Annotated in this window: 24 protein-coding genes and 2 tRNA genes; 11 read left to right on the top strand and 15 right to left on the bottom strand. The window is 67.3% G+C overall.

Annotated features, from left to right (window positions below):
- The first annotated feature begins 11 nt into the window (after window positions 1–11).
- From RNZ50_18850 to RNZ50_18835, 4 genes are all read left to right on the top strand, one after another.
- On the top strand, window positions 12–2,015 hold the full coding sequence (locus RNZ50_18850; GenBank protein ID MDT8857052.1) for a hydantoinase/oxoprolinase family protein: 2,004 nt from the start codon (window positions 12–14) through the stop codon (window positions 2,013–2,015).
- Between the two features lie 59 nt (window positions 2,016–2,074).
- Window positions 2,075–2,151, top strand: a tRNA-Met gene (locus RNZ50_18845).
- 598 nt (window positions 2,152–2,749) lie between these two features.
- Entirely contained in the window at window positions 2,750–3,454 is a 705-nt protein-coding gene (locus RNZ50_18840; GenBank protein ID MDT8857051.1) for a ribonuclease activity regulator RraA, read from the top strand.
- Window positions 3,451–4,377 (top strand): dihydrodipicolinate synthase family protein, encoded by a 927-nt coding sequence (locus tag RNZ50_18835; GenBank protein ID MDT8857050.1) that lies wholly within the window; start codon window positions 3,451–3,453, stop codon window positions 4,375–4,377. The genes RNZ50_18840 and RNZ50_18835 overlap by 4 nt, the downstream gene beginning before the upstream one ends.
- A 269-nt stretch (window positions 4,378–4,646) precedes the next feature.
- Here RNZ50_18835 and RNZ50_18830 read toward each other — a convergent pair whose 3' ends face one another.
- Both RNZ50_18830 and trxB read right to left on the bottom strand, forming a co-directional pair.
- Window positions 4,647–6,353, bottom strand: a complete 1,707-nt coding sequence (locus RNZ50_18830) for a bifunctional sulfate adenylyltransferase/adenylylsulfate kinase (protein MDT8857049.1) — start codon at window positions 6,351–6,353, stop codon at window positions 4,647–4,649.
- A 181-nt stretch (window positions 6,354–6,534) separates the two neighbouring features.
- Window positions 6,535–7,476 carry a thioredoxin-disulfide reductase gene (gene trxB, locus RNZ50_18825; protein MDT8857048.1) on the bottom strand — a complete coding sequence of 314 codons (942 nt, stop codon included), beginning with the start codon at window positions 7,474–7,476 and terminating at the stop codon, window positions 6,535–6,537.
- Between the two features lie 196 nt (window positions 7,477–7,672).
- Here trxB and RNZ50_18820 point away from each other — a divergent pair, with 196 nt between their 5' ends.
- Window positions 7,673–8,173, top strand: coding sequence for an Lrp/AsnC family transcriptional regulator (locus RNZ50_18820; protein MDT8857047.1), 501 nt, complete (start codon window positions 7,673–7,675; stop codon window positions 8,171–8,173).
- Window positions 8,174–8,703: 530 nt separating this feature from the next.
- Here RNZ50_18820 and RNZ50_18815 read toward each other — a convergent pair.
- The 4 genes from RNZ50_18815 to lgt all read right to left on the bottom strand — a co-directional run bounded on the left by RNZ50_18815 (window position 8,704) and on the right by lgt (window position 11,802).
- Window positions 8,704–8,853 (bottom strand): hypothetical protein, encoded by a 150-nt coding sequence (locus RNZ50_18815; protein ID MDT8857046.1) that lies wholly within the window; start codon window positions 8,851–8,853, stop codon window positions 8,704–8,706.
- A gap of 263 nt (window positions 8,854–9,116) precedes the next feature.
- Window positions 9,117–9,869, bottom strand: coding sequence for a peptidoglycan editing factor PgeF (gene pgeF / locus RNZ50_18810; protein MDT8857045.1), 753 nt, complete (start codon window positions 9,867–9,869; stop codon window positions 9,117–9,119).
- Window positions 9,869–10,930 carry an SAM-dependent methyltransferase gene (locus tag RNZ50_18805; protein MDT8857044.1) on the bottom strand — a complete coding sequence of 354 codons (1,062 nt, stop codon included), beginning with the start codon at window positions 10,928–10,930 and terminating at the stop codon, window positions 9,869–9,871. The genes pgeF and RNZ50_18805 overlap by 1 nt, the downstream gene beginning before the upstream one ends.
- Window positions 10,927–11,802, bottom strand: a complete 876-nt coding sequence (lgt, locus tag RNZ50_18800; protein ID MDT8857043.1) for a prolipoprotein diacylglyceryl transferase — start codon at window positions 11,800–11,802, stop codon at window positions 10,927–10,929. The genes RNZ50_18805 and lgt overlap by 4 nt, the downstream gene beginning before the upstream one ends.
- A gap of 149 nt (window positions 11,803–11,951) precedes the next feature.
- On the opposite strand from lgt, the gene RNZ50_18795 reads away from it, so the two are divergent.
- Window positions 11,952–12,206: an accessory factor UbiK family protein gene (locus RNZ50_18795; GenBank protein MDT8857042.1), complete on the top strand. Its 255-nt coding sequence runs from the start codon at window positions 11,952–11,954 to the stop codon at window positions 12,204–12,206.
- Between the two features lie 40 nt (window positions 12,207–12,246).
- Here the strand turns inward: RNZ50_18795 and RNZ50_18790 are convergent, their stop codons facing one another.
- The 3 genes from RNZ50_18790 to RNZ50_18780 form a co-directional block, all read right to left on the bottom strand.
- On the bottom strand, window positions 12,247–13,446 hold the full coding sequence (locus tag RNZ50_18790) for a UbiH/UbiF family hydroxylase (GenBank protein MDT8857041.1): 1,200 nt from the start codon (window positions 13,444–13,446) through the stop codon (window positions 12,247–12,249).
- Window positions 13,447–13,509: 63 nt separating this feature from the next.
- Window positions 13,510–13,740 (bottom strand): hypothetical protein, encoded by a 231-nt coding sequence (locus tag RNZ50_18785; GenBank protein MDT8857040.1) that lies wholly within the window; start codon window positions 13,738–13,740, stop codon window positions 13,510–13,512.
- An 83-nt stretch (window positions 13,741–13,823) separates the two neighbouring features.
- Entirely contained in the window at window positions 13,824–14,471 is a 648-nt protein-coding gene (locus RNZ50_18780) for a pyrimidine 5'-nucleotidase (protein ID MDT8857039.1), read from the bottom strand.
- Between the two features lie 111 nt (window positions 14,472–14,582).
- On the opposite strand from RNZ50_18780, the gene RNZ50_18775 reads away from it, so the two are divergent.
- Complete coding sequence (locus RNZ50_18775; protein ID MDT8857038.1) at window positions 14,583–15,218, top strand: GntR family transcriptional regulator; 636 nt, start codon at window positions 14,583–14,585, stop codon at window positions 15,216–15,218.
- A 3-nt stretch (window positions 15,219–15,221) separates the two neighbouring features.
- Here RNZ50_18775 and RNZ50_18770 read toward each other — a convergent pair whose 3' ends face one another.
- Complete coding sequence (locus RNZ50_18770) at window positions 15,222–17,117, bottom strand: glycosyltransferase (GenBank protein ID MDT8857037.1); 1,896 nt, start codon at window positions 17,115–17,117, stop codon at window positions 15,222–15,224.
- A gap of 108 nt (window positions 17,118–17,225) precedes the next feature.
- Window positions 17,226–18,392 carry a glutamine-hydrolyzing carbamoyl-phosphate synthase small subunit gene (gene carA, locus RNZ50_18765; protein ID MDT8857036.1) on the bottom strand — a complete coding sequence of 389 codons (1,167 nt, stop codon included), beginning with the start codon at window positions 18,390–18,392 and terminating at the stop codon, window positions 17,226–17,228.
- Window positions 18,393–18,573: 181 nt separating this feature from the next.
- Between carA and RNZ50_18760 the strand changes: the two genes are divergently transcribed.
- The gene (locus RNZ50_18760; protein MDT8857035.1) at window positions 18,574–19,020 is read left to right on the top strand and encodes a GatB/YqeY domain-containing protein; all 447 of its coding nucleotides are present in this window, start codon (window positions 18,574–18,576) and stop codon (window positions 19,018–19,020) included.
- A 142-nt stretch (window positions 19,021–19,162) separates the two neighbouring features.
- Here RNZ50_18760 and RNZ50_18755 read toward each other — a convergent pair whose 3' ends face one another.
- From RNZ50_18755 to lipB, 4 genes are all read right to left on the bottom strand, one after another.
- Window positions 19,163–19,702: a DUF2244 domain-containing protein gene (locus tag RNZ50_18755; GenBank protein ID MDT8857034.1), complete on the bottom strand. Its 540-nt coding sequence runs from the start codon at window positions 19,700–19,702 to the stop codon at window positions 19,163–19,165.
- A gap of 12 nt (window positions 19,703–19,714) precedes the next feature.
- Window positions 19,715–21,415, bottom strand: coding sequence for a cytochrome c oxidase subunit I (gene ctaD / locus RNZ50_18750; protein ID MDT8857033.1), 1,701 nt, complete (start codon window positions 21,413–21,415; stop codon window positions 19,715–19,717).
- Window positions 21,416–21,571: 156 nt separating this feature from the next.
- Window positions 21,572–22,132, bottom strand: a complete 561-nt coding sequence (locus tag RNZ50_18745; GenBank protein MDT8857032.1) for a cytochrome C — start codon at window positions 22,130–22,132, stop codon at window positions 21,572–21,574.
- 100 nt (window positions 22,133–22,232) lie between these two features.
- Window positions 22,233–22,913, bottom strand: a complete 681-nt coding sequence (gene lipB, locus RNZ50_18740; protein MDT8857031.1) for a lipoyl(octanoyl) transferase LipB — start codon at window positions 22,911–22,913, stop codon at window positions 22,233–22,235.
- Between the two features lie 95 nt (window positions 22,914–23,008).
- Here lipB and RNZ50_18735 point away from each other — a divergent pair, with 95 nt between their 5' ends.
- The 3 genes from RNZ50_18735 to RNZ50_18725 all read left to right on the top strand — a co-directional run bounded on the left by RNZ50_18735 (window position 23,009) and on the right by RNZ50_18725 (window position 26,205).
- Complete coding sequence (locus RNZ50_18735) at window positions 23,009–24,514, top strand: peptidoglycan-binding protein (GenBank protein ID MDT8857030.1); 1,506 nt, start codon at window positions 23,009–23,011, stop codon at window positions 24,512–24,514.
- A 94-nt stretch (window positions 24,515–24,608) separates the two neighbouring features.
- Window positions 24,609–24,695, top strand: a tRNA-Leu gene (locus RNZ50_18730).
- A gap of 406 nt (window positions 24,696–25,101) precedes the next feature.
- Window positions 25,102–26,205, top strand: a complete 1,104-nt coding sequence (locus RNZ50_18725; GenBank protein MDT8857029.1) for an ABC transporter ATP-binding protein — start codon at window positions 25,102–25,104, stop codon at window positions 26,203–26,205.
- The last annotated feature ends 31 nt before the right edge of the window (window positions 26,206–26,236 follow it).

Raw genomic sequence — 26,236 nt, 5'->3', positions numbered from 1 at the left:
GGATGGCGGGCATGGCGTTCTTTCTCGGGGTCGATACCGGCGGCACCTATACCGATGCGGTGATCCTAGACGTGGCCTCCGACCGGGTGATCGGCTCGGCCAAGTCGCTGACCACGCGGGGCGATCTGGCGCTGGGCATCGGACGGGCGGTCGATGCGGCGCTGGCCGGGGCCGGGGTGGCGGCGGGCGATGTGGCGATGGTGTCGCTGTCGACCACGCTGGCCACCAATGCGCTGGTCGAAGGCCAGGGCGGCCGGGTTGCGCTGGTGTTCATCGGGTTCGACGCTGCCGACCTTGATCGCGGAGGTCTGGCCGAGGCGCTGGGCGGCGATCCGGTGATCCTGCTGCCCGGCGGGCACTCCCATGCCGGCACCGAAACTTGGCCGCTGGACCTGGGCGCGCTGGAATCGGCGGTGACCGGCCTCGGGCAAGAAGTGGTGGGCTTTGCCGTCGCCGCCCGCTTTGCCACCCGCAACCCCGGCCATGAACTGGCGGCGCGCGACCTGATCCGCCGGGTGACCCGGCGGCCCGTCACCTGCTCGCATGAACTTTCGGCCAACCTCAACGGCCCGAAACGGGCGCTGACGGCGGTGCTGAACGCAAGGCTGATCGGGATGATCGACCGGCTGGTGCAGGCGTGCGAGCGGCATCTGGCACAGGTGGGCATCCACGCCCCGCTGATGGTGGTGCGCGGCGACGGCGCGCTGATTTCCGCCGCGATGGTGCGCGAAAGGCCGATCGAGACCATCCTCTCCGGCCCCGCCGCCTCGATCGTCGGGGCGCGCTGGCTGACGGGGGCAGAGGATGCGCTGGTGTCCGACATCGGCGGCACCACCACCGATGTCGCCCTGCTGCGCGGTGGGTTGCCCGAGATCGACCCCGAGGGCGCGCGGGTCGGCGGCTTCCGAACCATGGTAGAGGCGGTGGCGATGCGGACCACCGGCCTTGGCGGTGACAGCGAGGTGCATCTGCTGACCAGCGGGCTGGAGGGCGGCCTGCGCCTTGGCCCGCGCCGCCTGATCCCGGTGGCGCTGATGGCGGCGGACCATGGCGCGATGGTCCATGCCGCGCTGGACCGGGCGCTGTCGGCCGAGGTGTCGGGCGACCACGACGGGCGCTTCGTGCTGCCGATGGGCGGCAACCCCGGCGGGCTTTCGCCGCGCGAGGCGGCGCTGCTGGCCCGTCTGGATGGCCCCGCGCCGCTGGCCACGGCGCTCGCCTCGCGGCTGGAGGTGGCGGCGCTGGAGCGGCTGGTGGCGCGCGGGCTGGTGATGATCGCAGGTGTCACGCCTTCGGACGCCAGCCACGTGCTGGGGCGGCAGGGCGGCTGGGATGCGCTGGCCGCCGAAAAGGCGCTGCGCCTGCTGGGCCGCCGCCGCAGCGGCCGGGGCGAGCGTTTCGCGGCCGACCCGCAGGTGCTGGCGCAGGCGATCATCGACCAGCTGACGGCGCAGACCGTCGATTGCCTGCTGGAGGCCGCCTTTGCCGAAGACACCGGTTTCGTGGGCGAGCCGCCAGAGGTGCTGGCCCGGCACCCGCTGACCCGCGCCGGTTTGGCCGGCCATCGCGGTGTGGTCGAGATCACGGCGCGGCTGGGAGTGCCGGTGATCGGGCTGGGCGCGTCGGCCCCGTTCTACTATGGTGCGGTGGGCGAAAGGCTTGGCTGCCGGATGATCCTGCCTGAACATGCCGGTGTCGCCAATGCCATCGGCGCGGTGGTGGGGCAGGTGTCGCAGCGTGCGACCGGCCTTGTCAGCAGCCCCGGCGAAGGCCGCTTCACCGCGCATCTGCCCGACGGGCCGCACCATTTCATCGACCGCGACGCAGCCCTTGCTGCAATGGCCACCGCGCTGGCCGCCGACGCCGCCACCCGCGCCCGCCGCGCCGGGGCCGAAGACATCCACATCACCACCACCCGCCAGATCCGCGAGGCCGAGGTCGAGGGCCGCCCGATGTTCATCGAAGCCACCCTGACCGCCACCGCCACCGGCCGCCCCCGGGTGGCCCATGCCTGACCGACGCGATTTCTCTCTTGACGCCCCGGCGCGGCTTGACTAGCTACCGCCGAACGGATGGCGAGGTAGCTCAGCTGGTTAGAGCACGCGACTCATAATCGCGGGGTCGGGGGTTCGAGTCCCCCCCTCGCCACCACATCCGCGTATGTCGTTTGACCATTGCATGAACAAAGCGTGCCGGATTTCTGCGGTGATGGCCTGCGGGCATTCTTAACCTCCATACGGACCGGTTTCGGCGCACGCCGAAAGGCTTGTGGGTCGTATGTCCGGAATCGATTGCCCATACCGTGCAAATCTTCGGATGCACGGTCGAGCCTGCGCCCATCCAGTCTGGCTGGCTGAATTCGCGGGATCGGCTCTGCGCCATCACCGCCCTGAACTGGGCTTTCGCGCTGCCGTCGCCCGGCACCCGCGCCGAAAACCCGGGGTGGCGGGAATCGATGCGAAGCTCATGGTCGCGGTGCCGGCCGACGGTTTCCCGGCCTGGCTGTTCGGCGTCATGGCCGCGTTCGGAGAACCTGCGCCGCCCACATCCGGCGCGGGACTGGAGATCCCCGGCCGAGGCAGTCGCACCGGCGGCCTTCCCGTTGGGAATCGGCCGGGTCGATACGCACTTGCCCTGCTGTGGCATCTGGAACAGAAGTGCTGCTGACCGGGGCAGGGGGCGGCAGCTGACACTGTGCGCCTTCCGCTGGCCGCACTGTGACCCACCGCCAGCTTCCGAGGGAAAGCCCATGACACTTGATGCCGATGCCATTGCCGCGCTGAAGGCCGTTTCCACCGCGACCCTGACCACGATCCTGCTGAAGAAGGGGCTGCGCAACGTGTGGATGCGCGGCACGCGGCCGATCCGGCCGGGGCAGGAACGGGTGGTGGGCCCCGCCTTCACCCTGCGCTTCGTGCCCGCGCGCGAGGATCTGGCGACCCCGGCAAGCTGGGCCTCGCCCATTTCGACCCGGGCGGCGATCGAGGCGATGCCGGAAGGCTGCGTTGCCGTGGCCGATGCGATGGGCGTGATGGATGCGGGCATCTTCGGCGATATCCTGTGCAACCGGATGGTGCAGCGCAAGGTGGCCGGGCTGGTTACCGACGGCGTGGTGCGCGATGCGGTGGGCGTGCTGGGCACCGGCCTGCCGGTCTGGTGCAACGGGGTGGCGGCGCCGCCGTCGGTTGCGGGGCTGACATTTGTCGGCTGGCAGGAGCCGATTGCCTGCGGGGGCGTCGCGGTGTTTCCCGGCGATATCGTCGTGGTCGACGAGGATGGCGCCGTGCTGATCCCCGCCGCCTTCCTTGACGACATTCTGGCCGAAGCGCCCGGGCAGGAACGGATGGAGGCGTGGATCATGACCGAGGTTGACCGGGGCGTGCCCCTGCCCGGCCTTTACCCGATGAACGAGGAGACCCGGGCGCGCTATGCGGCCTGGAAAGCGGCGCAATGAGTTTCGGGGTCGCCACGAAGGGCGTCTATCCGATTGCGGCGACGCCGTTTCACCCCGACGGGCGGCTGGATACGGCCAGCATCGACCGGCTGACCGATTTCTACCACGAGGCGGGCGCCAGCGGCGTGACGATCCTTGGCATCATGGGCGAGGCGCCGAAGCTGGAACCCGAAGAGTCGCTTTCCATCGTGCGGCAGGTGGTGCGGCGGTCGCGGATTCCTGTGGTGGTTGGGGTCTCGGCCCCCGGCTTTGCCGCGATGCGGCGGCTGGCGCAGGAGGCCATGGCGGCGGGCGCGGCAGGCGTGATGATCGCGCCCGCGCCGCACCTGCGCACCGACGACCAGATCACCGGCTATTTCGCGCAGGCGGTCGAGGCGGTCGGCGCCGATGTGCCCTGGGCGTTGCAGGACTATCCGCTGACGCTGACGGTGCAGATGTCGGTGGCCGTCATCCGACGGATCATGACCGAGCACGCCTCTTGCGTGATGCTGAAGGCCGAGGACTGGCCGGGGCTGGAAAAGCTGTCGGCGCTTCGGCGGGCGCAAGCCGAGGGCAGCCTGCGGGCGTTTTCCATCCTGACGGCAAACGGCGGGCTGTTTCTGGATTTCGAACCCGAGCGCGGCTCTGACGGGGCGATGACCGGCTATGGCTTTCCCGACATGCTGGTGGAGCTTGACGCGCTGCACCGGCAGGGCGCGCGCGATGCGGCGCATGACCTGTTCGATCTGCACCTGCCGCTGATCCGCTATGAACAGCAGCCGGGCATCGGGCTGGCGGTGCGCAAGCATGTGCTGATGCGACGGGGAATCATCGCGTCCGACACGCAGCGCAAGCCCTGGCCCGCGCTGTCGGCCACTGGGCGGGCCGAGGTCGATTACCTGCTGGCCCGCATCGCGCGGCAGGACCGGCGCGCGGCGGTCTGAGGCTCCGCTGCGGTCCGACCGCGCGATCCGGGCGCGCCGCTGCCAGCGTGACCGCCACGCTGGCGGGGCGGCGTGGCAGGGCGGTGATCATGTGGCCGACCTTGACCAGCGCCACCTCTGGTCGTCAGGTCCAGCGTTTCGGCGCTGTCGGGAAGATCGCTTTGCGCCGCCCAGACCCAGCACGGTTTCCCTGTGCGGGCGCGGGCGGGTCTTTGGCCGACCCCGGGTGCCGGAACAGGTCCGGCCCCGGGGGGCTTTCGTCGCGGCTCTCAGGCCTTGATCAGGCCCATCGACTCAAGCTTCAGGATCACCTGATGCGCGCAATGGTCGACATCGACGTTTTCGGTATCGACCACCAGTTCGGCCTTGGTCGGGACTTCATAGGGATCGGAAATCCCGGTGAATTCCTTGATCTTGCCTTCACGGGCCAGCTTGTAGAGCCCCTTGCGGTCACGACGTTCGCATTCCTCGACCGAGGTCGCCACATGCACCTCGATGAAGGCGCCGAAGGCTTCGATCATCTCGCGCACGGCGCGCCGCGTGCTGGTGTAGGGGGCAATCGGCGCGCAGATCGCGATGCCGCCGTTCTTGGTGATCTCGGACGCGACATAGCCGATCCGCTTGATATTGATGTCGCGGTGTTCCTTGGAAAAGCCGAGTTCCGACGACAGGTGCTTGCGCACCACGTCGCCGTCCAGCAGCGTCACCGGGCGGCCGCCCATTTCCATCAGCTTGACCATCAGTGCGTTGGCGATGGTGGATTTGCCCGAACCCGACAGGCCGGTGAAGAACACCGTGAAGCCCTGCTTGTTGCGCGCGGGGCTGGTGCGGCGCAGTTCGGTTACCACCTGGGGGAAACTGAACCATTCCGGGATCTCGATCCCTTCGCGCAGGCGGCGGCGCAGTTCGGTGCCGGAGATGTCCAGCACTGTGTCGCCCTCGGGCACTTCGTTCGCCGGAAAATACTGCGCCTTTTCCTGCACATAGACCATGTGCTTGAAATCGACCATCTCAAGCCCGATTTCGGCCTCGTGTTCCTTGAACAGGGTCTGCGCGTCGTAGGGGCCGTAGAAATCCTGCCCGGCAGAGTTCTTGCCGGGGCCGGCATGGTCGCGGCCGACGATGAAATGGGTGCAGCCGTGGTTCTTGCGGATCAGGCCGTGCCAGACCGCCTCGCGCGGGCCCGCCATGCGCATTGCAAGGTTGAGCAGGCTCATCGTGGTGGTCGAGGACGGATACTGGTCAAGAACCGCCTCGTAGCAGCGCACGCGGGTGAAGTGGTCGACATCGCCCGGCTTGGTCATGCCGACGATCGGGTGGATCAGCAGGTTCGCCTGCGCCTCGCGGGCGGCGCGGAACGTCAGTTCCTGATGCGCGCGGTGCAGCGGGTTGCGGGTCTGGAACGCCACGATGCGGCTCCAGCCAACCTTGCGGAAAAAGGCGCGCAACTCGTTCGGCGTGTCGCGGCGGGCCTTGAAGTCATAGTGGACAGGTTGCTGGATCCCGGTGACCGGGCCGCCGAGGTAGACCGGGCCTGCGGTGTTGTGCAGGTAGTTGACGGCCGGATGCGCCAGATCGTCGGCGCCATAGACCATCTCGGCCTCGTGCGCCTTGTTCGGCGTGTACTTGTCGGTGACCGACAGGATGGCGAGGATCACGCCTTCCTGGTCGCGCAGCGCGATGTCCTGCCCCGGCTCGACGGTGCCCGCGAATTTTTCCGACACATCCAGCGTGATCGGCATCGGCCAGAGCGCGCCATCGGCCATCCGCATGGTATCGACGACGCTGTTGTAATCCGCCTCGGTCTGGAAGCCCTTCAGCGGAAAGAAACCGCCGTTCATCAGCAGCTCCAGATCGCAGACCTGCCGGGCGGTCAGATCCCAGGACGGCAGGTTGCCAGCGTCGACTTTCAGCTTTTGGGCGGAGTCATGGGAAACATAAAGCTCCGGGATCGGAGCGAGATTGGGCAGGGACATTGCGAGGGCCTTGTTTCAATAGCTCTGCAGACGGGGGGCAGAGACACCACTTTTGCGCGCCATACCCCGGCAGCACGGCCGAATTCAAGCGATCTTGTCGCCTCGTGACGGAAAAAGTCGAAAATGCTGCGTTGCGGCATGATCCTGGGACGGTTTCCCGCCCCGGCTTGCAGCCCGGTGGTCAGCTTTCTCCGGACAGCCAGCGTTCGGCATCCAGCGCCGCCATGCAGCCCATGCCCGCACTTGTCACCGCCTGGCGGTAGATGTGGTCGGTCAGGTCGCCCGCCGCGAACACGCCGGGGATCGAGGTCTGCGTGCTGCCCGGGGTGACCTTGACATAGCCGCCGTGATGCAACTCCAACTGGGCCTTCACCAGTTCCGACGCCGGCGCGTGGCCGATCGCCACGAAGAACCCGGCGCAGGGCACATCGGTGACGGCCCCGGTCTGCACGTTGCGGGCGCGCACGGCGGTGACGCCAAGCGGAGTTTCGTCGCCCAGCACCTCGGTGACCTCGTGGTTCCACATGAGGGTGATCTTCGGGTGCTTGAACAGCCGGTCCTGCATGATCTTTTCGGCGCGCAGGCTGTCGCGGCGGTGGATCAGCGTGACTTTGGTCGCGAAATTGGTCAGGAACAGGGCTTCCTCGACCGCCGTGTTGCCGCCGCCGATCACCACCACCTCCTTGGCGCGATAGAAGAACCCGTCGCAAGTTGCGCAGGCCGAGACGCCGAAGCCCTTGAACTTTTCTTCCGACGGCAGGCCCAGCCAGCGCGCCTGCGCCCCTGTGGCCAGGATCACCGCGTCGGCGGTGTAGGTCGTGCCGGAATCGCCCTGCGCGGTGAAGGGGCGGTTCTGCAGGTCAAGGCTCAGGATGATGTCGGAGATCACCTCGGCGCCCATCGCCTTCGCGTGGTCCTCCATCCGCAGCATCAGGTCGGGGCCCATCACATGGCTGTCGCCCGGCCAGTTCTCGACCTCGGTGGTGATGGTCAGCTGGCCGCCGGGCTGCATCCCCTGCACGAGGATCGGATTCAGCATCGCCCGCGCGGCATAGACCGCCGCCGTATAGCCTGCAGGCCCCGACCCGATGATCAGAACCCTGGTGTGACGTGTCGCGGTCATGCTTGCCTCTGGTGTCTTTCCTGTGGCGCATCATATAGGCGCAAGGCAGCGAGGGCGAAAGCCCCCCGGGACTCTGGCTGGCCGCCCCGGCCGCACGCGCGCGATAAAATGTTGCGTGACCGTGAAACAATATTGCGCAGGGGGGGCGGAAATCCTAATGTCCGCCCGAAAACGACGTGCGATCAAGGAGACGGTCATGGCCGGATCGAAACTCGACCCCATCGACCGGCATATTCTGGCGGAATTGCAGGCCAACGGCCGAATGACGAATGTCGAGCTTGCCAAGCGGGTCGGCATTTCGGCCCCGCCCTGCCTGCGCCGGGTGCGCACGCTTGAAGAAGCCGGGTTCATCAAGGGCTACCACGCCGATATCGACGCGCGCGAACTGGGGTTCGAGGTGCAGGTGTTCGCCATGGTGCGCCTGCGCAGCCAGGCCGAGGCCGACCTTTCGGCCTTCGAGGCGCGGGCGCGGGCGTGGTCGTTGGTGCGCGAGTGCCACATGCTGAACGGCGAGATCGACTTCATCCTGAAATGTGTGGCGCCGGACCTGTCGACCTTCCAGAACTTCCTGACCGAGCAGCTGACGGCGGCCGAGAACGTGGCCAGCGTCAAGACCAGCCTGGTGATCCGCTGCGCCAAGGACCAGCCGGGCGTGCCGTTCGACGTGCTTGAGGCGCGGCTGAAGCGCAGCGCCTGAGGTAGTTTCCCGCCGGTCGGGCCGGGGCCAAAAAATCTTGTTGCAAGATTTTTGCAAAATCCTTTGAAGGATTTTGGCGCACGGCGGGATCGGGCGGGTGTGGCTGGTACAGATAGGCGGCCCCTTCGCGGCACGTCAGAGGAACGCACCAAGGCCGCCTTACCGAGCATTGAACCCCGAAGCAGCCCTGCTGGGCCATTCCGGAGCGAAGGGAGGGGTGCCTTGGGCTTTCGCCCCGGGTCTTGCCGCACCTGCCTTCGCCTGTTTTCACAGAGGGACATCTGTAAGGCAGAAGATGTCGGAATTCGGGCGGGCTGTCAAAATTAATTCTTAATCGTCACAGCGTGGTCGCCAATGTGGCAGGGGGCGGGCAATTGTTTCCTCGGGCGCTGGAAAGCTCGCAGAAATGTGGCGGCAAGGCCGGTCTTGCCGGGGCACGGTGATTCGCCTTGGTGAATCGCCGGTCTGGAAAAGCGCATGGCCGGAGGCGGTGCCCCCGGCCTCTGAAATGGGCGTCCGGCCGTGCCGGATCAGCGCGCGGCTACGGCGCGCGACTTCTGCGGAATCTCCGGCTTCATCGCCTCGGGGCGGCGGCGGGTGCTGCGCTGCCACGGCAGGGCAACCTGCGCTTCGGTGCTTGCGGCAAGGACCGACTTCAGCCAGCGGCGTTCTTTCTTCATCATCGGCTCCTCACTTCTGCTCTGCCTTGGTGGTCCTTTCGACCTTGGGTTCACTATGACGGGGCAATGCGGCAGGGTTTTGGCGCTGCGGTGTGGCGCGGATTCTTTCCGCCAGGGAATTATGGCGAACGTGACGCAATCGGGAAACTGCTTCAAATGCAGGGGATTTCTCGCCGGATCGAGGTCAATCCGCGGCACATGCCCGTGACTGTTTCCGCAAATGTGGCCGGACCTTGACGGCGGGCGCCGTGATCCTGCCCGGATTACAGCCGGATCACCGAGATCAGGCGGCCATAATCCACTTCGCCGGCATGGGTGGTGCGGCGGTAGGAGAAGAATCGGTCGGGGTCGCTGTAGGTGCAGTGCCGCGTCCATTCGGCATGGCCCACGCCTGCCGCGCGCAGCCGGGCCAGGCTGTAGGACGGCAGGTCGAACAGGGCACGGTCGCCCGCGCCCTGCGCGAAGAAGCGGGCAGAGGCCCGGTCGTCGTCGATGAAGCTTTCGACGAACTCGGGGCCGACCTCGTAGGCGGCGAGGCTGATGCACGGGCCGATCACGGCCGTGATCGCCGCGCGCCGTGCACCCAGCGTCTCCATCGCGTCAAGCACCGCTTCCAGCACGCCGTCGCGGCTGCCGCGCCAGCCGGCATGGGCCGCGCCGATCACCCCCGCCTCGGCGTCTGCGAACAGCACCGGCTGGCAATCGGCGGTCAGCACGGCCAGCGCAAGCCCCGGCGTGGCCGTCACCATCGCATCGGCCACCGGCGTCTGGGCGGGCGGTTCGGTCAGGTGCAGCACATCGGCCGAATGCACCTGACGGATCGACACCAGGTGATCGGGGGCGACGCCCATGGACGCTGCGACCCGGGCGCGGTTGATCACCACGACTTCCGACAGGTCGGTGCTGCCCGGACCGCAGTTCAGCCCATGGAATATGCCGGACGAGGCCCCGCCCTTGCGCGTGAAAAAACCGTGGCGCAAGGGCGCGAGCGCGTCGGAGGTCAGGATCTCTAGCATCAATCGAATCCGGGTGGCGGCAAATGTGCTGGCGAATGCAGGGCGAGCGCCTTGAACAGCGTTCCCATTTCATCGTCGGCGGTCAAGCGGCGAGTTGCGGCGCGGTGGTTTTCCAGTGCTGCGCCGCAGAGATTCTGCGCCAGCCGGTCGGCGCGGGCGGCAATGCCCAGCCGGTTCAGCAGCGCACCTTGCGTCAGCAGGGGGGCGGCGCGGCAGGGGGCGGCGGCGCGGGCCAGCGCCGCGAAATCGACATGGGCGGTCAGGTCGGCCAGCCCCGGTTCGGCCAGCGGGTCGGCAAAGCGGTGGGCGCGCAGCGCCTGCAGCGTGTCGCCGCGCGAGCCCCAGCCGCCATAGTCGATCACCAGCGCCGCCCCGCCATGCGTGGCGATGCGGTCGGCGATCTGCGCGATGATGCCGGTAGCGGCGGCGCAGGTTTCCACCACGTCGCCGGGCGCGGTGTCGGCCAGCCGATGGTCCAGCGCCGCCAGCGGCACCGGGGCCGCGAGGCCGAAGGCGAGCCGGCCGTCGCTCAGCCCGACCATGGTTTCGGCCCAGCCGCTTTCGCTGCGGGTGAACTGGCGGATCGGCAGGGCGTCGAAGAACTCGTTGGCGATCAGGAACATCGGCGCTTCGGGCAGGGCCTCGACCCCGGTCAGCCAGCGCGCCGGGTGGTCGCCAAGTGCCCCCCGCTGGCGGGCGCGCAGGGCAGGTGACGCCTCGACCAGCGTGACCTCTGCCGCCGCGTGAAAACCCGGCACGCCCCTTGTGGCGCGCAGGGCGTCGGCCATCAGGGTGCCGCGGCCGGGGCCAAGCTCGGCAAGGGTGAAGCGGGCAGGCGCGCCCTGATCGAGCCACGTCTGTGCGAGGCAGAGGCCCAGCAACTCGCCGAACATCTGGCTGATCTCGGGGGCGGTGGTGAAATCACCACCCGCGCCGAACGGGTTGCGGCTTGTGTAGTAGCCGTGCTCGGGGTGCAGCAGGCAGTCGGCCATGTAGTCGGCCAGCGTGATCGGCCCTGTGGCCCGGATGCGCCGGATCAGCAGGCAGGCCAGCGGTGTCACCTGCGCTGCGCCCGCGCGATCAGCACCAGCCCCAGCGCGACCATCGGCAGCGACAGCAATTGCCCCATGGTCAGCCCCCAGCCGCCGACCTGCCAGGCCAGCCCCAAAGGGTTGCCGGGGCTGATGAACTGCGCGTCGGGCTGGCGCACGAACTCGACCGCGAAACGCGCCAGCCCGTAGCCGGCAAGGAACACCCCCGAGACCCGCCCCGGCCAGGCCAGCCATCCCGACCGCAGCACCAGCCACAGCAGCAGCGCGCCCAGCACCAGCCCCTCCAGCCCCGCCTCGTAAAGCTGCGAGGGGTGGCGGGCGCAGATGCCGATGATGTCGGGGCAGGTCTGCGCCGCCTCGCCGGGGAAGGCTACGCCCCAGGGCAGGGTGGTCGGGCGGCCCCAGAGCTCGGCGTTGATGAAATTGGCGATGCGGCCCAGCAGCAGGCCGGGCGGGGTTGCCACCGCCAGCAGGTCGGTTGCCTGCAGCAGCGGGATGCCCTCGCGGCGGCAGAACACCAGCGCGGCGGCGATCACCCCCAGAAAGCCGCCATGGAACGACATGCCGCCTTCCCAGACCTTCAGGATCTCGAACGGATGCGACAGGTAATAGCCCGGCTGGTAGAACAGCACGAACCCGAGCCGCCCGCCCAGCACCACGCCGAGGATCAGCCAGGTCATCAGCCGTTCCACCTGTTCGGCGGTCATCGGCGCCACGCCGGGCCACAGCCGCGCGGTGCGGATCATGTGCAGGATCAGCTTCCAGCCGATCAGCAGCCCGGCGATATAGGCCAGCGCATACCAGCGCAGCGCCAGCGTGACGCCGAAAACCTCGATCGAGATCAGGTCGGGCGACAGGTCGGGAAAGGGGATGTAAGCCATGCGGGCTCCTTGGTTGGTGCGGTTCTGTTGCGGGCGCGTGCCGATGTCAACAGTCCGGCGGCTTCGATGCCTGCACCTGCGGCGCAAGAAACCTTGTGTGGCGGTGGCGGGCGGACCATATAGGGCGCAAGCCAGCGAAAGGACCACCCATGCAGCCCAAGAACAAGTTTCTCGACGACATGTCGCAACTGATGACCAATGCCATGGGCGTCGCCCAGGGTGCCAAGACCGAGGCCGAGACGGCGATGAAGGGCCTGATCGACCGCTGGATGGCCGACCGCGACTTCGTCACCCGCGAGGAGTTCGACGCGGTGCGCGCCATGGCGACCCGCGCGCGCGAGGAAAACGACGCGCTGGCTCTGCGGATCGCGGCGCTGGAAGCCAAGGCCACGAAAAAGGCCTGACGGCGGGCGGGCGCGGGGTTTCCCGCGCCGCACCTTCGGGTCAGCGCAGGCCCATCCCCGTCCGCATCAGGGTGCGGCGCAGCGGGGCTACGGAATACAGCGCATCCAGCGCCTTGGCGCGCAGGTCGCGCAGCCCAGGCGCGCCCAGCATCGAGGCCCGGTTCAGGGCGTCGATGCCGGTGATGCGGGCCTGCACCTCGAAGTGACGGGCGCGGTGATAGGCATCGAGCATCTTCGCATCGCCCAGCGTCGCCGGGTTTGCCGTCGCCAGTTCCAGCAGCACGCGCAGGTCGGCAAGGCTCATGTTCAGCCCCTGCGCGCCGATCGGCGGCATGACATGCGCGGCCTCGGCCATCAGCGCCGTGCGCTCGCCCGACATGCGGTCGGCGATCTGGCTGATGATCGGCCATTGCGTCAGGCGCGTCACCAGCTTCAGCGGCCCGAGGATGCCGCAGGACCGTGTGTTGATCTCGGCCTCGAAATCGGGCACCGGCAGGGCGGCAAGGCGTTGCACCTCGGGGCCGGTTTCCATCCAGACGATCGCGGAACACGGCAGACCGTCGCGGTCGGGCAGCGGCACAAGGGTGAATGGCCCGCCAGAGCGGTGGATCTCGGTCGAGACGTTCTGGTGCGGGATCGGATGGGTGACGGCAAAGGCCAGCGCCTTCTGGCCGTAGCGCATGGTGCGGACGCCGATGCCCAGCGCCTCGCGCACCACCGACCCGCGCCCGTCTGCTGCGACCACCAGCCGGGCGGAAACGCGGGTGCCGTCGGACAGGGTGACCAGCGCCTCGGTCTGGCGGGTGGTGACGCGGGTGGTGGCAACGCCGGGGCGGAAGCTGACATCGGGCAGTTCGGCCAGCCGCGCCACCATCTCGCGGCGCAGAAGCCAGTTCGGCAGGTTCCAGCCGAAAGGCTGGTCGGAAATGTCGGCGGCGTCGAAGTCCTTGATGATGCGGGGTTCGGCCACCGGGCCGCCCGCGTCGATGATCCGCATCACCTGCAGGGGGGCCGCAAAGGGCTCCAGCCGCGCCCAGAGGCCCGCCGCCTGAAGAACGGGAATCGAGGGTTGCAGGAAGGCGGTGGTGCGCAGGTCGGCCCCGTCAGCCTCGGCATCGGTGACGGGCGCGGCCGGATCGACGCAGATTACCGAAAACCCCGCCGACCCGAATGCCGCGGCCGCCGCAAGGCCCGCAACCCCGCCGCCAGAAACCAGTATGTCCGTCGTGATGCGTGTCATCCGCGCCCCCCTTTGTCGAGTATCAACATAGGGCGCGGAAGCGGGGTATCCAACCGGCAATGCTTACCCGAAGGTGATCGCCACCAGTGTGATTATCACCACCGGCACCAGTGCCAGCGCCGTCATCGCCAGGGCGACGATGCCCCAGGTGCTGACCGCCAGCACAACCAGCACGACGAAGATCAGCAGGGCGACGAAGATGAGTCCGGTCCCGCGCGGAAAATTGCGGGCAATCCAGCCGGCCTCGGGCACAGTGTTGATGCCGTGCGTGGCAGGGGAAGGTGTGTCTGACATGAGTATTCTCCTGTTCGCTAACTGACCTAGGCCTTGACCGAGTCTTCGCCAGAGGACACTTTGCCGCAGTGCGGCATATCGGATCAGGCGGTCAGACGCAACAGGAATGCGGAAAGATCGTCGGTGTGGTGGTGGATGTGCGGGGCGGGCGCAGCTTCGGGGGCGACATGCACGGTGCGCATTCCCATGGCGTGCGGCGCGGCCAGGTTGCGCGGATCATCCTCGAACATCGCGGCACGGTCGGGGGCCATGCCATCGGCGGCAAATACCGCCTCGAAGGCGGCGCGTTCCGGCTTGGGGCGAAAGCCCGCATGTTCCACGCCATAGACAGCATCGAACAGCCCCGACAGGCCGCGCGCCGCCAGCACGCGCTCGGCATAGGGTGCCGAGCCGTTGGTATAGACGATGCGCCGCCCCGGCAGCGCGCGGATCCGGGCGGCCAAGAGCGCGTCCACCTCCAGCGCGTCGAACGAAATGTCGTGGACATCGGTCAGATACGGGCCGGGATCGACGCCGTGTTCCTGCATCAGCCCGGCCAGCGTGGTGCCGTAGGTCGCCCAGTAGTGGCGCCGCAGCCGGTCGGCCTCGGGCCGTGCCACGCCAAGCGCCTGCATCACCCAGGCGGTCATGCGGACCTCGATCTGGTCGAACAGCCGCGCGGCAGGCGGATACAGCGTGTTGTCCAGATCGAACACCCAGCCGGTGACATGCGAGAAACGGTCAGCTACCATCCCGCGACGCTAGCCCGCCCGTGGCCCCGGGGCAATGGATTGCGGTTGAGCCCGGCGGGCTTGGGCGCTAACGTCCGCGACACGCTGACCCGGCAGGAAAGACCGTTTCCCGTGCAGAAAGACGCCTATACGCTGATTGTCGAGGCGATCGACGCGGGCATATACAAGCCCGGCGACCGTCTGGTGGAATCCGAACTGGCCGAGCGGCTGGGGGTGTCGCGCACCCCGGTGCGCGAGGCGCTGCAACGGCTGGAAACCCAGTCGATGCTGACGCGCGACGGGCGCAGCCTGATCGTGGCCTCGCTGGATCACAACCAGCTGGCAGAGCTTTACATCGTGCGAACCGAGCTTGAGGGCCTGGCCGCAAGGCTGGCCGCGCGACATGCGACCGACGAGGAGATCCGCGTGCTGCGCGGCATGGTCGAGGAAGACCGCACCTTGCAGGGTGGCGACCCGCGCGCGCTCAGCCGGGCCAACAAGCGGTTCCACAAACAGATTCACCTGGCCTCGCACAACCGCTTTCTGGTGCAGCAGCTTGATCTGGTGCATCGCTCCATGGCGCTGATGGCGAACACCTCTTTCGCCGCCGAAGGCCGCGACGGGGTGGCGCTGGCCGAACATGACCAGATCGTGCGGGCCATCGAGGCGCGCGACGGCGATGCGTCCTACGAGGCGCTGCGGGTCCACATCTCGAAGGCGTTCGAGACCCGGCTGCGTGTCGACGCCGGCGAGTTGCGGTTGCGCTGACACCTATGGCGGCGGGTCGATCGGGTCGAAGTGGCCGTGGCTGGTCTTGTCCCAGTAGAACGGGCGGGCCACCATTTCCCAGGCCGCCTTGTAGGACGCCAGCGCCCCCAGCGGAAAGTAGAAGTGCAGCGTCGGCACCCAAAGCGGGCTGAGCCGGTGCCGCGTCATGCGCAGCGCCGCGATGCCGACTGCAATGTTCATGGCCTCGGTTGTCAGGAACAGCCCGACCAGTGCCCACCACAGCCCAGGCGGCAGCACATCGGCCACCGGATGCGGCACGCCCAGCGGCACCAGCCAGAACGACCAAAGCACCGGCGCCAGCAGGAACTGCGACAGCGTCGACAGAAAGAAAACCTGGAAGCCGATGAACTTCCGGGCCCCAAGCTGCCGCCACAGCAGCGCCGGGTCGCGGTTGTGCACCGACCATGTCATCATGTAGCCCTTGAGCCAGCGCGAACGCTGCTTGACCCAGGGCAGGGCGCGGCAGTTGGCCTCTTCTTCCGTCACCGTGTCGATCAGTTCGGTGCGATAACCGTGGCGGGCCAGGCGGATGCCCAGATCGGCATCTTCGGTCACATTGTGCGAATCCCAGCCGCCAAGCTTTTCAAGCGCCGCGCGGCGGAAGAAAAGCGTGGTGCCGCCCAGCGGAATCGGCAGGCCCAGCCGCTCCAGCCCGGGGAGGATGATGCGGAACCAGGCGGCGTATTCCACCGTGAAACAGCGCGACAGCCAGTTTGTGCGCGGGTTGTAGAAGTCGAGCACGCCCTGCAGGCAGGCGACATCGGCCCCGCGCTGGTGAAAGCGGTCCACCACCCTGCGGATCTGGTCGGGTTCGGGGGCGTCTTCGGCGTCATAGACCCCGACGATCGACCCGCGGCACTGGTCCAGCGCGAAGTTCAGCGCGCGGGGCTTGGTCTGCACCTGCCCGTCGGGCACCACGACCACCCGCATCCAGGGCGGCAGGTCGGCAGAGGCGAGGGCGGCCCGGGTCTGGCTGTCGGTCTCCTCGACCACCAGCAGGATGTCGAGCAGGTCGCGCGGGTATTCGAGGCGGCCGAGGCGGCGCACCAGCCGGGGCGCGATGTCGACCTCGCGATACATCGCGACCATGACCGAAACGACCGGCAGGCGCGCGATGATCGGCGGCGGGCTGCGGGGCGGGGGCCGCCTGAACCCGGAGAGGGCGGCGGCCGATTTCAGCGTGGTCGCCAGCACCAGCGTCAGCACCGTCCATATCGTGATGGCAAAGGCCATGAAGACAGGCACAACGACCAGCCCCGCGATCAGCAGCATCAGGCCCAGCACACCCCACAGGGGCGCGGCGCCGCTGCCCCAGTCGCGGCAGCTTTCGGGCGGCGGCACCCGGGTTTCGGCGGCATGGGCCAGCATTGCGCCGCGCGCACGGCGCAGCGCGGTCTCTATCGCGGCGGCGGGAGCCAGCGCCAGCACAACCGGCCCGAACGCCTCGGTCAGCCGCGGGCGCTGGCGCTCGAAATCCTCGGGCCGGGCGGTGGCGATCACGGTCGCCGCCCCGACCTGCCGCCATGGCAGCAGCCTGTCGCGCAGGCAGACCGCAGCCCCGAGCCGGTCGATCAGCCGTGGGTCGGGGGCCTCGCGCGCCGGATCGATTCGGGGGGCCTGCCACAACTGCGCCAGCCGGTCATAGAGCGCATCTTCCGGCACCATCCCGCGCGCAAGCAGGATGTCGGCCAGCCGCCCGTGATTGCGGGCATTCAAGGCCAGCGCCTGCACCAGATGATGCGGGGTCACCAGTCCGTCACGCAACAGGCTGACCCCCAGCGTTTCCGCCGATGGCGGAACGTGGCGCGCGGGCCATGGCTGCGGCGCCACCGGCACGGCGCTGGAATGGGGAAGAAGGCGGATGATCGGTGCGGTCACGGCCCGGCCCTTGCGATTTACCCGCCCAGCCTTGGCCAGAACGGGTTAATGCAGGGTTAAGAGCCGGTTAACCAGGTGCGCGGCGCTCAGGCTTCCGGGTGACCGCACTCAGGCGGCGCGGCGGGCCTGCATCGCTGCGGCGAAGCGTTCGAAAAGATAGTAGCTGTCCTGCGGGCCGGGGCTGGCCTCGGGGTGATACTGCACCGAGAACACCGGGCGGTCCTGCACACGGATGCCGCAGTTCGACCCGTCGAACAGGCTGACATGGGTTTCAAGCACGCCCTTCGGCAGGGTCTGGCTGTCCACGGTGAAACCGTGGTTCATCGAGGTGATTTCCACCTTGCCGGTGTCCATGTCCTTGACCGGATGGTTGGCGCCATGGTGGCCGTGGTTCATCTTGACGGTTTTCGCCCCCAGCGCCAGCGCCAGCATCTGGTGGCCAAGGCAGATGCCGAACACCGGCAGGTCGGCGGCCAGCACGCCCTGGATCATCGGCACCGCATAGCTGCCCGTGGCCGCCGGGTCGCCGGGGCCGTTGGACAGGAACACGCCCTCGGGGTTCAGCGCCAGCACGTCGGCGGCGGTGGCCGAGGCGGGCAGCACCGTGACCTCGCACCCCGTCGAGGCGAGGCAGCGCAGGATGTTGCGTTTCGCGCCGTAGTCGATCGCCACGACCCGCAGGCCGGGGCCTTCGCGCCGGGTGTAGCCCTGCGGCCAGGCCCAGCGCATCTCGTCCCAGCGGTAGGATTGGGCGCAGGTCACGTCTTTCGCCAGATCGAGGCCGACGAGGCCGCGCCACGCCCGCGCCTTCGCGACCAGCGCCCCGATGTCGAACTTGCCCGACGGGTCATGCGCCAGCGCCACATGCGGCGCGCCCTGCTGCCGGATCGCCCGGGTCAGGCGGCGCGTGTCAAGCCCGCCGATGCCGATGCGCCCCTTGGCCAAGAGCCACGAGGTCAGATCGCCGGTGGCGCGCCAGCTGGACGGCTCGGTCGGATCCCATTTCACCACCATTCCGGCCGCAACGGGTTCGGCGGTTTCGTCATCCTCGGCGGTGACGCCGACGTTGCCGATATGGGGGAAGGTGAAGGTCACGATCTGGCCCGCGTAGGACGGATCGGTCATGATCTCCTGATACCCGGTCATGGCGGTGTTGAACACCAGTTCGGCCACCGTCTCGCCGGTGGCGCCGAAGCCGTGGCCGTAGAAGACGGTGCCGTCGGCAAGGGCGAGGCAGGCGGTTGGCAGTTGCCGGGTCTGGTGGCTGGCGGTCATGTCGCGACTCCCTCCGGGGTCAAATCGGGCGGACACTACGGGGCGGACGCCGTGGGGTCAAGGGTCAGGCACAAAAGCGTTGTCATGGAAAATCAATGGCTTGTGGAATGTGCTGCCGGTTGTCTTGGCGGTGGGATGGCTGTATTGTCGATTGGTCGGAAGCCATGGGGATGGAAATGCGATGACATTGCGCGATCGGCTGCAGGTGGCACTGAAAGAAGCGATGAGGGCGCGGGCGGCGGACCGTCTGTCCACGCTGCGCCTGATCAATGCCGCGATCAAGGACCGCGAGATTGCCGCGCGCGGCGAGGCCGACGTGACCGAGGTCAGCGATACCGACATCACGGGCATTCTGGGCCGCATGGTCAAGCAGCGCAACGAAAGCGCGCGCGCCTATGAAGAGGGCGGGCGGCTGGAACTGGCCGAGAAGGAACTGGCCGAAATCAAGGTGATCGAAGAATTCCTGCCCCGCCAGCTTGACGCGGCCGAAGTCGATGCCGCGATTGCCGAGGCGGGGGCCACCAGCATCCGCGACATGGGGCGGGTGATGGCCGTTCTGAAGGGCCGCTACACCGGCCAGATGGATTTCGCCACCGTCGGCCCCCGCGTCAAGGACCGGCTGGGGTGAGACGCGCCCGGAAAAGGGTCCGGTGGACCCTTTTCAGCGTCGAACGGGCGGAGCCCCGGGGCAGACGCTCCCGGAAAAGGGTCCGGTGGACCCTTTTCAGCGTCAAACCTCAGAAGGACTCCCGACCCGGTTTCGGAACCCGTCAACGGCGGCGGATACCTGCAAGCGCCGCGGCAAGGTCGCCCGCAAGGGTCACGCGCTCGGGTTCCGACAGGAAGGTGCCAAGCTCCACCTCGCGCACGCCGCCTGCCAGCGTCAGATAGTTCGGCACCGGCCCGCCGCTGGCATGGAGCATCACCCGCACCCAGTGCGGATTGGCCTGCCAGTCCTGCCTGCGGCCGCGGGGGCCGTGGCGGGTCAGGGTCACATGATCGGACCAGAGCGCCAGCTCCTCGACGATTTCGGCATCGCGGTAGCTGCGGGTCAGCGCCCACCACATCCCCGCCACGGCAAGGCACAGGAAGGGCAGCAACCCCCAGAGCACGGGCGTGCCCAGCACCGCCAGCAGCGGCAGCGCCAGAAGGGCCGCCAGCAGCCCGATGCACCACACAAAGCCGCGCCGGGGCAGCGAACGGTAGGGCCACAGGTGCAGACGGCAGGCGGGGCCGTCGCCTGCGGCATGGGAAAAGGCCCCGGGATCGCCCGGGGCCCTTTCCAATCGTGTCACCCATTCATAGGGCATCGGTCCGGCCCCTCAGTGGGCGTGCGGCTTGTCCCAGTCGGATTGCTTCGGCAGTTGCTCGAAGGTGTGTTCCGGCGGCGGGCAGGGCAGGGTCCATTCCAGCGTGTCGGCGTATTCGTTCCAGTAGTTGTTCTCGGTCACCCGCTTGCCGTAGCGCAGGGTGTAGAACACGATCCCGAGGAAGAACAGGAACGAGGCGAACGAGAGGAACGCGCCCATCGAAGAGACATAGTTCCAGTAGGCAAAGGCCTCGGGATAGTCGATGTAGCGGCGCGGCATCCCCTGGCGGCCAAGGAAGTGCTGCGGGAAGAAGGTCAGGTTCGAGCCGATGAACATCATCCAGAAGTGCAGCTTTCCCGCCCATTCCGGATACTGCCGCCCGGACATCTTGCCGATCCAGAAGTAGATGCCCGCGAAGATACCGAACACCGCGCCAAGGCTCATCACGTAGTGGAAGTGCGCCACGACGTAGTAGGTGTCGTGATAGGCCCGGTCGATGCCCGCCTGCGAAAGCACGATGCCGGTCACGCCGCCGACGGTGAACAGGAACAGGAAGCCGAAGGCCCAGAGCATCGGCGTCTTGAACTGGATCGAGCCGCCCCACATCGTGGCGATCCAGCTGAACACCTTGATGCCGGTGGGCACCGCGATCACCATCGTCGCCAGCATGAAGTAGCTCTGCTGCGTCAGGCTCAGCCCCACCGTGTACATGTGGTGCGCCCAGACCACGAAGCCCAGCACCCCGATCGCCACCATGGCGTAGACCATCGGCAGATAGCCGAAGATCGGCTTGCGCGAGAAGGTCGAGATCACCTGGCTGATGATGCCGAAGGCCGGCAGCACGATTATGTAAACCTCGGGATGGCCGAAGAACCACAGGATGTGCTGATAGAGGATCGGGTCGCCGCCACCCGAGGGGTCGAAGAAGGTGGTGCCGAAGTTGCGGTCGGTCAGCAGCATGGTGATGGCACCGGCCAGCACCGGCAGCGACAGCAGGATCAGCCAGGCGGTCACGAAGATCGACCAGGCAAACAGCGGCACCTTGTGCATCGTCATGCCCGGCGCGCGCATGTTCAGGAAGGTCGTGATCATGTTGATCGCGCCAAGGATCGACGACGCGCCCGACAGGTGGACCGCGAAGATCGCGAGATCCATCGAATAGCCGCCCTCGGTGGTGGAAAGCGGCGGGTAAAGCACCCAGCCCACGCCCGACCCGAGCTGGTCGTTGCCGCCGGGCGACAGCACGGATGCCACCGCCAGCGAAGTGCCCGCGACATACATCCAGAAGCTGAGGTTGTTCATCCGCGGGAAGGCCATGTCCGGCGCACCGATCTGCAGCGGCATGAAATAGTTGCCGAAGCCGCCGAACAGCGCCGGAATCACCACGAAGAACATCATCAGGATGCCGTGCGCCGTGATGATCACGTTCCAAAGATGACCGTTGGGCGTGCAGTTTTCGACCGAGGAAGCCACCAGCGACTTGAAGAAGCCCGAGAAGAACCCCTGTCCCAGGTGCTCGACGCACATGTACTGCACCTGGGGGTGCATCAGCTCCATCCGCATGAACACGGTGAAGGCCACCGAGATCAGGCCGACAAGGCCCCCGGTGAACAGATACAGGATCCCGATGTCCTTGTGGTTCGTCGACATGAACCAGCGGACAAAGAACCCGCGTCGGTCATGGTCGTGGCCATGGATGGCTGCGTCGGCCATTGGCACCTCCCGTTGCTTTTGATCCGCGACCCGGCTGCGGCAATTTGACCGCGTGCCGGGTCTTGTCTTTCGGTTCTAGAATGCCAGTTTGCCCACGGCAACCTCAGACTTTGATCCAGATCAATAAAACCCGTGCCAGAGCGGGCGTCCGCCGCGTCAGTTCGTTTCCGGTGCGGCCGGTGCCACCGAAGCCAGGTAAGCCACGACGTCTTCGCCGCCCTTTGCCAGCTTGAACACCATGTTGGATTTCGCGGCCGGGTTGGCGGTGACTTCCTTCAGCCAGGCCGAGGGATCCTTGACATAGGACACAAGATTGGCTTCGTCCCAGACGGCGCCGGCTTCGCCGGCCGCGACGATGCCGGGGCCGTACTTGAAGTCAGGGTATGACGCGACCGGGCGGCCGACGACCCCGTACAGGTTCGGGCCGACCTTGCCGCCCTTCTGTATGACTGTTCCATCCTCTGCCGTGATGCTGTGGCAGGCCTTGCACTTGTTGAATTCCTTCATGCCCTTTTCGGCATCGCCCGCGAAACCGGGGGATGCAAGGGCAAGGGCGCCGAATGCGGCGATCAGGGTCAGTCTTGTCATGCTTTCCTCATCTTGTGTAGAGCGGGCGATTCGTTTCCGGTCTGCACAAAAAACCGGCCATTCCAGAAAGGTGAATTTGAACCATAAGGTAAAGAGGAACTTTGTCCGATTTGCGTCCTTTCGACGCACGCTGCCGTGATGCCGACCCTGCCCACGGCCGCCACCGCGTTGCACGGGGCTTCAACCCGGGACGGACCCTGCGCTCGATCCGGCGCGCGAAGGCTGCCTGTCAGCGCCGGGCCGGCCCCGGCGGCCCGAGGCTGTCCGTTCCCAGGCACCGCCCGAAGCTGCGCATCAGAGCGGCATCCAGATCGGCCATGGTCACGGGCAGGCCAAGATCGACCAGACTGGTCACGCCATGGTCGCGGATGCCGCAGGGCACGATGCCGCTGAAATGCGCGAGGTCCGGCTCGACATTGATCGACAGGCCGTGAAAGCTGACCCAGCGGCGCAGCTTGACGCCGATGGCCGCGATCTTGTCCTCGCAGGCGCGGCCGTCGGGGCCGGGCCGGTCCGGTCGGGTGACCCAGACCCCGACCCGGTCCGCCCGCCGCTCGCCCCTGACGTTGAACTCTGCGAGGGTGGCGATCACCCAGCCCTCCAGCGCGCAGACAAAGCGGCGCACGTCGCGGCTGCGCTGGTTCAGGTCAAGCATGACATAGACGACGCGCTGCCCCGGGCCGTGATAGGTGTATTGCCCGCCGCGCCCGGCGACATGCACGGGAAAGCGGCCGGGGTCGGTCAGATCCTGCGGGCGGGCACTGGTTCCGGCGGTGTAGAGCGGCGGATGTTCCAGCAGCCAGATCGCCTCTGGTGCCGTGCCTGCGGCGATGGCCGCGACGCGTTCCTCCATCGCGGCCAGGGTTTCGGCATAGGGGGCAAGCCCCGGCAGGTGCGTCCATTCCACCATGAAAAAAGGGTATCCTGCAAGAAAACAGTTTCGTGATGCGGTGACCGTGCTAACATTTGCCGAATTTGTATCAATCAGCATATCGGAGTTGTGCGATGAAATTTGACAGGATTGCAAGCGGCTGCCTTGTGGCATTCCTAGCCGTGCTTCCGGCACAAAAAGTTGCGGCGGATGCTGGCGATGCCTTGTTGGGCGCCCTAGTCGGTGGCGTCATCGGCGGCGCCATCGTCAACGAAAACAACAAGAAGCGGTATCGGACCACAAGCACCGCCCCGCGAAAGGCCACGGGAATTTCCTCGGCCCAGCGCGAGGCCAACCGCGAGGTGCAGACCTCGCTCAACTATTTCGGTTATCCGGTCGGCGCGCCCGATGGGGCGATCGGGCCGAAGTCGCGCAGTGCGATCTCGCAGTATCAGGCGTCGCTCGGTTATCCGCCGACCGGCCAGCTGACGGAATACGAGCGCACCGTGCTGGTCTCGGCCTATCACCGGGCCATCGCGGGCGGGCCGATGGTGTCGCAGACCATGGCGACGCATCCGATGGGCACGCGCGGCCTGCTGATGGTGCAGCGCGACGAAATGGCCGGGATCACGCCTCGGACCGGGATGATGGCAATGGCCCCCGCGCCGCAGATGCCGGTGCTGCCCGTGGCCCCCGCCGCGACCCTGCCGCTGCTGGCCGCCGTGCCCGAGGCGCTGGCCGCGCCCGAGGTGCCCGCCGCACCCGGACCGGCTGCCCTGCCCAGCTTCATGGGGGCGGGCGTGACGCAGGTTTCGCTGGCGTCGCAATGCAACAAGATCAGCCTGCTGACCAATACCAACGGCGGCTACACCACCTCTGCCACCATGACGGATGCCAACTTTGCCCTGTCGGAACAGTTCTGTCTGGCGCGCACCTACGCCATGGCGCAGGGCGAGGAACTGAGCGCAAGCGTGCCCGGCTTCACGCCCGCGCAGATTGCCGAACAGTGCAAGGCGTTCGGCCCGGCGCTGAAGGACAATGTCGCCGCCCTGTCGATGCAGCCGCGCGAAGAGGTGCTGCGCGGGGTCTCGACCTTCGTGCTGCAAAGCGGCATGGCCCCGGCGCAACTGGCAGGCACGGCGCGCATCTGCCTTGGCGTGGGCTACACCACCGACGCGATGGATGTGGCGATCGGGTCTGCCCTGCTGCTGACCGCGCTGGGCGAGAAGGGCTATGCCGAACTGCTGGGCCATCACCTGTCGCAGGGTTTTGGCACCAACCCGCGCAGCGATCTGGCGGCAGGCTGGTATGGCATGGGGCTGGAGGGCGCGGCCAACGGCCTGTCGGTGTTCGCGCCGGGCCTGCCCGACCGCAATGAGGTGATTCGCAAGGCGTCGATGACCCTCAATGGCCGGGTCGATGCGGCGCCCCCGGCTCCGGTTCCCGCTGCCCTGCCAGGCTTTGCCGTCCCGGCAGCCCCGAGCGTGGTCGCGGCCCCTGTCACATCGGCCCCCGCAACCCTCGCAGAAGCGGCGCCGCCTTCCGTCACGGTGCCCGCAGTTTCGCCTGCGCCGGGCATGACGGCCGGCACCGCGGTTGCGATGGCCGCACGCCTGCCGCTGCTGCTTTTCGGCAACTGATCCGGGCGGAGGGGACGCCGTCGCCGCAGGGCGAAAAAGGTGCTTCCCTTCCGTTTGGGCTTTCGCTAAATACCGCCGCATCAAGCCAAGACATGCGGATGTGGTGGAATTGGTAGACGCGCAGCGTTGAGGTCGCTGTGGGGTAACTCCCGTGAAGGTTCGAGTCCTTTCATCCGCACCAGGCCTGTGCAAAAAGCCCGCAACCTTCGATGGTTGCGGGTTTTTGTTTGCGATGCGCCCTGACAGGGGGCCGTGGTCCGGACGCGCGGGCCGATCCGGTCGCCGCAGGCCGGCGCAAGGCCGCCGCCGCTGGCTGCGGTGCCCCAAACCGGATGCCATGCCGAACGGTCCCGCCCCCAGACAGCCCCGCCCCTGGACACCCGCACCTCCGGGGGCGGAATCATGGCCTGCGACCGTCTGTCCGATGCCGCTTGTCGTGCGCCGAACGTCGCAACCCGCCCAGTTTTCAGGCCGATGCCGTGTGAAAGGCTGAAATCCGACAAGCAGGTTGCATTGCGAAACCCGTTCCGCTTTAGTCGAGTCAACGAGAGTGCAGGAAACCTGCCAGATTTCATGGGGAGACTGGGGTGGTAGCTGAAGCCCGCATCGACAGGTTTGTCGAATTCGATCATGTGCAGAAAAGCTATGACGGGGTGGCTCTGGTCGTGAAAGACCTGAACCTCACGATTGCCAAGGGCGAATTTCTGACCATGCTCGGGCCTTCCGGATCGGGCAAGACCACCTGCCTGATGATGCTGGCCGGTTTCGAGACGGCGACCCATGGCGAGATCAGGCTCGATGGCCGCCCGATCAACCAGGTGCCGCCGCACAAGCGCGGTATCGGCATGGTGTTCCAGAACTACGCGCTGTTTCCGCACATGACGGTTGGCGAGAACCTGTCCTTCCCGCTGGAAGTGCGCGGCATGGGCAAGAACGACCGCGAGGCCAAGGTCCGCCGTGCGCTGGGCATGGTGCAGATGGGTGATTTCATCAACCGCCGCCCGGCGCAGCTTTCGGGCGGCCAGCAGCAGCGCATCGCCCTGGCCCGCGCGCTGGTGTTCGACCCCGCGCTGGTGCTGATGGACGAACCGCTGGGCGCGCTCGACAAGCAGTTGCGCGAACACATGCAGTTCGAGATCAAGCATCTGCACGAAAGCCTGGGCATCACGGTGGTCTACGTCACCCACGACCAGGGCGAGGCGCTGACCATGAGCGACCGCATCGCCGTGTTCAACGATGGCCGCATCCAGCAGCTTGCCCCGCCCTCGGACCTCTATGAACGCCCCGACAACAGCTTCGTCGCGGGCTTCATCGGCGAGAACAACAAGCTGAGCGGCACGGTCGAGGAAATCGAGGGCGGCCGCGCGCTGGTCCGCCTGACCACCGGCGAGCTGATAGACGCGACCCCGGTCAACGTGACGACCAAGGGCCAGCCGACGCTGGTTTCCATCCGCCCCGAGCGGGTGGAGTACAAGCCCGAACTGCTGCCGCCCGGGGCCCATACCATCGAGGCCGAGGTGCTGGAATTCATCTACATGGGCGATCTGTTCCGCACCCGGCTTCGTGTGGCCGGTTCGGACGAGTTCGTGATAAAATCGCGCAACACGCTGGGGCAGCGGATGCTTGCCCCCGGCGAAAGGATCAGGATCGGCTGGGCCCCCGCAGACGCGCGCGCCCTTGACCCGATCTGACCCCCGCTCTCGGGCGGACATGCCGCAGCTT

The organism is Paracoccaceae bacterium Fryx2 (genome assembly GCA_032334235.1).
GTDB lineage: Bacteria > Pseudomonadota > Alphaproteobacteria > Rhodobacterales > Rhodobacteraceae > JAVSGI01.
This window is presented reverse-complemented; position numbering and strand designations above follow the sequence as displayed.

Excerpts from the sequence above, each read along its gene's own strand:
- RNZ50_18850 (MDT8857052.1), top strand. The coding sequence starts at position 12 with ATGGCGTTCTTTCTCGGGGTCGATACCGGCGGCACCTATACCGATGCG.
- RNZ50_18840 (MDT8857051.1), top strand. The coding sequence starts at position 2,750 with ATGACACTTGATGCCGATGCCATTGCCGCGCTGAAGGCCGTTTCCACC.
- RNZ50_18835 (MDT8857050.1), top strand. The coding sequence starts at position 3,451 with ATGAGTTTCGGGGTCGCCACGAAGGGCGTCTATCCGATTGCGGCGACG.
- RNZ50_18830 (MDT8857049.1), bottom strand. The coding sequence starts at position 6,353 with ATGTCCCTGCCCAATCTCGCTCCGATCCCGGAGCTTTATGTTTCCCAT.
- trxB (MDT8857048.1), bottom strand. The coding sequence starts at position 7,476 with ATGACCGCGACACGTCACACCAGGGTTCTGATCATCGGGTCGGGGCCT.
- RNZ50_18820 (MDT8857047.1), top strand. The coding sequence starts at position 7,673 with ATGGCCGGATCGAAACTCGACCCCATCGACCGGCATATTCTGGCGGAA.
- RNZ50_18815 (MDT8857046.1), bottom strand. The coding sequence starts at position 8,853 with ATGAAGAAAGAACGCCGCTGGCTGAAGTCGGTCCTTGCCGCAAGCACC.
- pgeF (MDT8857045.1), bottom strand. The coding sequence starts at position 9,869 with ATGCTAGAGATCCTGACCTCCGACGCGCTCGCGCCCTTGCGCCACGGT.
- lgt (MDT8857043.1), bottom strand. The coding sequence starts at position 11,802 with ATGGCTTACATCCCCTTTCCCGACCTGTCGCCCGACCTGATCTCGATC.
- RNZ50_18795 (MDT8857042.1), top strand. The coding sequence starts at position 11,952 with ATGCAGCCCAAGAACAAGTTTCTCGACGACATGTCGCAACTGATGACC.
- RNZ50_18790 (MDT8857041.1), bottom strand. The coding sequence starts at position 13,446 with ATGACACGCATCACGACGGACATACTGGTTTCTGGCGGCGGGGTTGCG.
- RNZ50_18785 (MDT8857040.1), bottom strand. The coding sequence starts at position 13,740 with ATGTCAGACACACCTTCCCCTGCCACGCACGGCATCAACACTGTGCCC.
- RNZ50_18780 (MDT8857039.1), bottom strand. The coding sequence starts at position 14,471 with ATGGTAGCTGACCGTTTCTCGCATGTCACCGGCTGGGTGTTCGATCTG.
- carA (MDT8857036.1), bottom strand. The coding sequence starts at position 18,392 with ATGACCGCCAGCCACCAGACCCGGCAACTGCCAACCGCCTGCCTCGCC.
- RNZ50_18760 (MDT8857035.1), top strand. The coding sequence starts at position 18,574 with ATGACATTGCGCGATCGGCTGCAGGTGGCACTGAAAGAAGCGATGAGG.
- RNZ50_18755 (MDT8857034.1), bottom strand. The coding sequence starts at position 19,702 with ATGCCCTATGAATGGGTGACACGATTGGAAAGGGCCCCGGGCGATCCC.
- ctaD (MDT8857033.1), bottom strand. The coding sequence starts at position 21,415 with ATGGCCGACGCAGCCATCCATGGCCACGACCATGACCGACGCGGGTTC.
- lipB (MDT8857031.1), bottom strand. The coding sequence starts at position 22,913 with ATGGTGGAATGGACGCACCTGCCGGGGCTTGCCCCCTATGCCGAAACC.
- RNZ50_18735 (MDT8857030.1), top strand. The coding sequence starts at position 23,009 with ATGAAATTTGACAGGATTGCAAGCGGCTGCCTTGTGGCATTCCTAGCC.